4 protein-coding genes and 1 pseudogene are annotated in these 5938 nt (G+C 65.9%); 2 read left to right on the top strand and 3 right to left on the bottom strand.

The genetic code is table 11. The features are described from left to right. A pseudogene (locus tag ACLP4W_RS25900) lies at positions 1 to 664 on the bottom strand (glycosyltransferase family 2 protein); the annotation flags it as partial. Between the two features lie 49 nt (positions 665 to 713). Beyond that, positions 714 to 1913 (bottom strand): UDP-galactopyranose mutase, encoded by a 1200-nt coding sequence (gene glf / locus ACLP4W_RS25895; protein ID WP_442390246.1) that lies wholly within the window; start codon positions 1911 to 1913, stop codon positions 714 to 716. A 267-nt stretch (positions 1914 to 2180) separates the two neighbouring features. Here glf and ACLP4W_RS25890 point away from each other — a divergent pair, with 267 nt between their 5' ends. Both ACLP4W_RS25890 and ACLP4W_RS25885 read left to right on the top strand, forming a co-directional pair. Beyond that, a complete protein-coding gene (locus tag ACLP4W_RS25890; RefSeq protein ID WP_442390245.1) occupies positions 2181 to 3227 on the top strand; it encodes a PirG in 1047 nt (348 codons plus the stop codon). A 185-nt stretch (positions 3228 to 3412) separates the two neighbouring features. Next, positions 3413 to 5086, top strand: coding sequence for an N-acetylmuramoyl-L-alanine amidase (locus tag ACLP4W_RS25885; RefSeq protein ID WP_442390244.1), 1674 nt, complete (start codon positions 3413 to 3415; stop codon positions 5084 to 5086). A gap of 13 nt (positions 5087 to 5099) precedes the next feature. Here the strand turns inward: ACLP4W_RS25885 and ACLP4W_RS25880 are convergent, their stop codons facing one another. Next, positions 5100 to 5915: an HAD family hydrolase gene (locus ACLP4W_RS25880; RefSeq protein WP_442390243.1), complete on the bottom strand. Its 816-nt coding sequence runs from the start codon at positions 5913 to 5915 to the stop codon at positions 5100 to 5102. Positions 5916 to 5938 lie beyond the last annotated feature (23 nt).

Below are 5938 nucleotides of genomic sequence, written 5' to 3'. Positions count from 1 at the left end.
GCGAGAGCCGGTTGCCCAGCCGGGCGGCCGCGGCCGGGAAGTCGGGATGGTCGCGCACCTTGCGGACGCCCTGGTCGGGCACGATCACCGCCCCGATCACCTCGTCGACCAACGGATCCGCGGTGAGGGTTGCCAGCGCGTTGGCGCAGTCCGCGGGGCGGTTGAACGTCGGGATGCCGACAGCGATGTTGGCTTTGCCCGGGGCGGGTTCGGTCGCGTACCAGCCACCGCTAAGCAGTTTGACCGCGGTGTCGGTGGTGATGTCGAACCAGACCCAACCGCCGTCCTCGAACGGCCGCAGCTCCACCTCGACCTCCACTACCGCGGGCTTGTCCTCGGTGCCGGCGAACTGGCGGCCCTCGACGAAGATGCGCGCACCGGTGGCCTTGGTGCGGTAAACGTCCACGCGCCCGGCGCCCGTCAACTCGACCCGCAAGACCACCGACTTACATATCGTCCAGCGGCGCCAGTAGCTGGCCGGGAATGCGTTGAAGTAGCAGGAGAACGACACCTCGGACTCCGCGCCGATCTGCACCGAGGTGCGGGACGTCGCATGCGCGCGGCGGGCGTTGGTGGTCGACTCCTCCAGGTACAGCTTGCGCACGTCGAGGGGCTCGCCCGGGCGCGGCAGGATTATTCGGGCCAGCAGGCTGACGGCCGTCATGTGCGCCGCTCCTCCTCATCGCTTCGCTCTGCATCGTCGCCGGCGCGGGTCATGTGCGCACGCCCTCCTCTTCGATTAGTGAGGCGCCGTCACGCAAATGCGGCGCGAGGGTGTTGTCGTACGTGTTCAGCGCACTGGCAATCGCCATATGCATATCCAGATATTGGTAGGTACCCAGCCGGCCGCCGAAAAGGACTTTCGATGACGCGGTCTCGGACTTCGCCCTCGCTCGATAGACGGCCAACAGGGCGCGGTCGGCCTCGGTGTTGATCGGATAGTAGGGCTCGTCGTCGTCCTCGGCGAACCGCGAGTACTCGCGCATGATCACCGTCTTGTCGGTCGGATAGTCGCGCTCTTGGTGAAAGTGCCGGAACTCGTGGATGCGGGTGTAGGGCACGTCGAGATCGTTGTAGTTCATCACCGGCGTGCCCTGAAAATCCCCGATGGGCAACACTTCTACCTCGAAGTCCAGGGTGCGCCAGCCGAGCCGGCCCTCGGAGTAGTCGAAGTAGCGGTCCAGCGGGCCGGTGTATACGACGGGGGCTTCCGGACTGTCGGCGCGGAGTTGGTCGCGGACGTCGAACCAGTCGGTGTTCAGCCTGACCTCGATGCGGTCGTCGGCGGCCATGTTCTTCAGCCACGCCGTGTAACCGTCGACCGGCAGGCCCTCGTAGGTGTCGCTGAAGTACCGGTTGTCGAAGGTGTAGCGCACCGGCAGCCTGTTGATGACGGCAGCCGGAAGCTCAACGGGGTCGGTCTGCCACTGCTTGGCGGTGTAACCCTTGACGAACGCCTCGTAGAGAGGCCGGCCGATCAGTGAGATCGCCTTCTCCTCCAGGTTTTGCGCGTCTGCGGTGTTGATCTCGGCGGCTTGTTCCGCGATCAGCTTCCGCGCTTCGTCGGGGGTGAAGTACTTGCCGAAGAACTGCGACACCAGGCCCAGTCCCATCGGGAACTGGTAGGCCTGCCCATTGTGCATCGCGAACACGCGATGCTGGTAGTTGGTGAAATCGGTGAACTGCCGCACGTAATCCCAGACCCTCTTATTAGAGGTGTGGAACAGGTGGGCGCCGTATTTGTGGACCTCGATGCCAGTCTTCGGCTCGGGCTCGGAGTAGGCATTGCCACCGATATGCGGGCGGCGTTCCACCACGAGCACGCGCTTCCCAAGTTGGGTAGCCGCGCGCTCGGCAATGGTCAGGCCGAAGAATCCGGAGCCGACGACGAGGAGGTCGAAACGAGCGGTCATCGGTTGCTTAGGGTATCTGACCGCGCGGGGCTAACCCATTTGACAAGGCCAGGGGATCGGGGTTCGGCTGGGGAACAACGGCCTGGGCCGAACCGGATCCGCGGTCACAGTCGGAGTCGCAATTACCTCACGATTCAATATCAGCACTCCAGTCACATCAATCTCACTCGTAACATCGACTCTGTGTGTTTCATGCCGGATCGGACGGGCATGACACGCCGACACAACCGCAGTTCCGAATGAGTTGTCCAGATTGAGGAGACTTCCGTGCCGAACCGACGCCGACGCAAGCTTTCGACAGCCATGAGCGCGGTAGCCGCCCTGGCAGTGGCGAGTCCTTGCGCGTACTTCCTTGTTTACGAATCCACCGCCGGCAGCAAGCCGGCCGAGCACCACGAATTCAAGCGGGCGGCGGTAATGACCGACCTGCCCAACGAACTGATGTCCGCACTGTCGCAGGGACTATCGCAGTTCGGGATCAACTTGCCGCCGGTGCCGGCTTTGGGCGGGACCGGGACCAGTACTCCCGGTCTGACCAGTCCAGGTTTGGGGACTTCGGGTCTGACCAGTCCAGGTTTGGGGACTTCGGGTCTGACCAGTCCAGGGCTGGGGACTTCGGGTCTGACCAGCCCGGGCCTCACCAGCCCCGGCCTGACCAGCCCGGGTCTCACCAGCCCGGGGCTGGCCAACCCAGGTCTGTCGCCCACGACGCCCGGGGTCACCACGCCCGGTGCGCTGACGACGACGCCCGGTGCGGGACTGACCAACCCAGCACTTTCCAACCCGGCGCTGACCAGTCCGGCCGGACTCACCCCCGGTGTGGGCAGTCCTGCACTGTCGCCCAGCGAAGTGCCGATCGACTCAACCGGTTTGGATCCGGGTGCCGGCGGCACCTACCCGATCCTGGGTGACCCGTCGACACTGGGCGGCGGCTCGCCGTTAGGCAGCGGCGCCGGCAGTGGGGGCGGCTCAGGCGGCGGGCTCGTCAACGACTTGATGCAGGCCGCCAACCAGTTGGGTGCCAGCCAGGCCATCGACCTGCTCAAAGGCGTGCTGATGCCAGCGATCATGCAGGGTGTCCAGCAAGGCGGAGCGGCCGCGCCGGGTGCCGCGGGTGCCCTGCCGGGTGCCGCGGGTGGCTTGCCGGCTGCCGCCGGTGCCGCTAAAGCCCTGCCGGGTGCGGCCGCTGCAATGCCGGGTGCCACCGCGGGTGCCCTGCCGGGTGCCGCCGCTGCGGTGCCGGGCGCCGCCGGTGCTGCCGCGCCGGCCGCCACCAGTGCCCTCACGGGTGCTGCCGTGCCGTTGCCTCACTAAAACCTCGGGGAACCTGTCACCTGACGGCACCGCAGAGTCGCGCATGGATCGGGACATAGCCACCCGACCAGCAACCAAATCTCTGCGGTGCCGTCGAACAGGCTTTCATGGACGTCTACCGACATCTACGCGCATATACCGTGTCGCCTCACAAATAACAATAGACACACCAGTAACATCATCTGGTGTCGTCCCGCAGTCGCGCGCCAACGATGTTGCTCACCGCCATCGCGGCGACCGTCGTCATCGTCTCGTGGGTGGGTCACGCGACACGGGACAGCCGCGCACACGACCCGCCGGAGGCGCGCGACACCCAGCTCACCAAACAGCCGCTGATCGGGCTCGGAGGCGGCATCACGGTCCGCGAAATCACCCAGGATGAGCCGTTTTCGTTGGTCGCGCTCACCGGCGACCTCGCCGGCACGTCGACACGAGTGCGCGCAAAACACCCAGACGGTTCGTGGGGGCCCTGGTATCAGACCGAGTACGAAACTGCCGCACCCAACACCAACCCGACCGCTGGCGAAGCGTCGGCGCGGAACACCGGACCAGCCGAGGGTCCCCGCAGCACAGATCCGGTGTTCGTCGGCACCACCACGACCGTGCAGGTCGCGGTCACCCGCCCCATCGATGCGCCGCTGACCCAGCCGCCCCCAGCGCCACAGAGCGCCCCGACAGGGAAGGACGGTTTGGGATATCGGCCGGTGTCCAAGGAACAGCCCTTCGCGCAGAACATTTCCGCGATTCTCATCTCGCCACCGCAAGCGCCCGCCAACAAGCAGTGGACGCCGCCATCGGGGGTCATGATGCCCGGCCAACCACCCAGCATCATCAGCCGAGCGGAATGGGGCGCCGACGAGTCTCTGCGATGCGGTAGTCCGCAGTACGACAACGGGATTCGCGCCGCCGTCTTGCACCACACCGCCGGCAGCAATGACTACTCTCCGCTTGAATCGGCCGGGATCGTCAAGGCCATCTACACCTACCACAGCAAGACCCTGGGCTGGTGCGACATCGCCTACAACGCACTGGTCGACAAATACGGCCAGGTGTTCGAGGGCAGCGCCGGGGGGCTCACCAAAGCCGTCGAGGGTTTCCATACCGGCGGATTCAACCGCAACACCTGGGGTGTGGCGATGATCGGCAACTTCGACGACGTACCGCCGACGCCGATCCAGCTGAGGACCGTGGGCCGGCTGCTCGGCTGGCGGTTGAGCATGGACGGGGTTGATCCCAAAGGCACGGTGGCGCTGGAGTCGGCCGGTAGCCACTACACCACCTTTCCGGCCGGCGCCATAGCGAATCTGCCCACGATCTTCACCCACCGCGACGTCGGAAACACCGACTGCCCGGGCAACGCCGCCTACGCGCTGATGGACGAAATCCGGGACATCGCGTCGCATTTCAACGATCCACCCGAGGAATTGATCAAGGCATTGCAGGGCGGCGCCATCTACGAGCACTGGCAGGCGATCGGCGGCATGAACAGCGTTCTGGGAGCGCCAACGTCGCCGGAAGACGGCGGGGAAGGCGATGCCCGCTATGCCACCTTCGCCAAGGGCGCGATGTACTGGTCGCCCGATACCGGCGCGCAACCCGTCACCGGCGCGATCTACGACGCCTGGGCCTCGCAGAGCTACGAGCGTGGTCCGCTCGGTTTGCCGACCAGCGCCGAAATTCAAGAGCCACTACAGATTACGCAGAACTTCCAGCATGGGACACTGAACTACGAGCGGCTCACCGGAAACGTCACCGAGGTCGTCGACGGGATCGCGACGCCGCTCTCGACGCAATCCCCCAGCGGCCCGACGGTGCCGCCCGAACACTTCTCGCTACCGACTCACCCGGCCGCAACCTAGCCGCGGCCAACGGTTAAAGCCACCACCGTTCCAACACCCGACCAACGCCATCGTCGCTGTTGGGCGCGGTGATCTCATCGGCGGCGGCCAGCACATCGGGATGTGCATTAGCCATCGCCACGCCATGACCGGCCCAGCGCAGCATCGGGAGGTCGTTGGGCATGTCGCCGAATGCCACCACCTCGTCGCTGGCGATCTCCAACGGCTTGGCGACCGCTTCCACGCCGGTGGCCTTGCTGATTCCCAGGGGCACGATCTCCACCAGCCCGTTGTTGGTGGAGTAGGTGATATCGCCCTCGATGCCGACATGCTTGGCCAGTTCGGCGGCCATGTCCGCGCTCCGGGCACCGGTCTTGCGGATCAGCAGCTTGATCGCCGGCGCGCTGAGCAGGTCGTCGATCGACACCTCGGTGTTGTCCGGGTTCAGCCACGCGTGCTCGTACCCCGGCGAGCTGATGAACTGGGGAGTCGCCGTGTCATGAGCGCGTTCGCCGATCCGCTCGACGGCCAGCCCCGCACCCGGGATGACGCGCGTGGCGAGCTCGGCCAATTCGGCCAGGGCGTCCACGGCCAGGGTGCGCGTCGATACCACCCGATCGTTCGCGGGGTCGTAGATGACGGCGCCGTTGGCGCACACCGCCATCGGCGCGAACCCGAGTGCGTCGACCACCGGACGTATCCAGCGCGGCGGGCGGCCGGTCGCCACCAGGAAATACGCACCGGCGGCGACGGCGGCACGTATCGCGTCACGGGTGCGCGGGGTGATGGTTTCGTCGTCGTCGAACAACGTGCCGTCGACGTCGCAGGCGATGAGCGCCGGCAAAGTCATCGAGACGATCCGCCCTTTTCAGC

Source organism: Mycobacterium sp., from assembly GCF_052145595.1.
In the GTDB taxonomy this organism is placed as follows: Bacteria; Actinomycetota; Actinomycetes; order Mycobacteriales; family Mycobacteriaceae; genus Mycobacterium.
This window is presented reverse-complemented; position numbering and strand designations above follow the sequence as displayed.

What these genes read in the sequence shown, in the direction of transcription:
- glf (WP_442390246.1), bottom strand. Translation starts at nt 1,913, where the DNA reads ATGACCGCTCGTTTCGACCTCCTCGTCGTCGGCTCCGGATTCTTCGGC.
- ACLP4W_RS25880 (WP_442390243.1), bottom strand. Translation starts at nt 5,915, where the DNA reads ATGACTTTGCCGGCGCTCATCGCCTGCGACGTCGACGGCACGTTGTTC.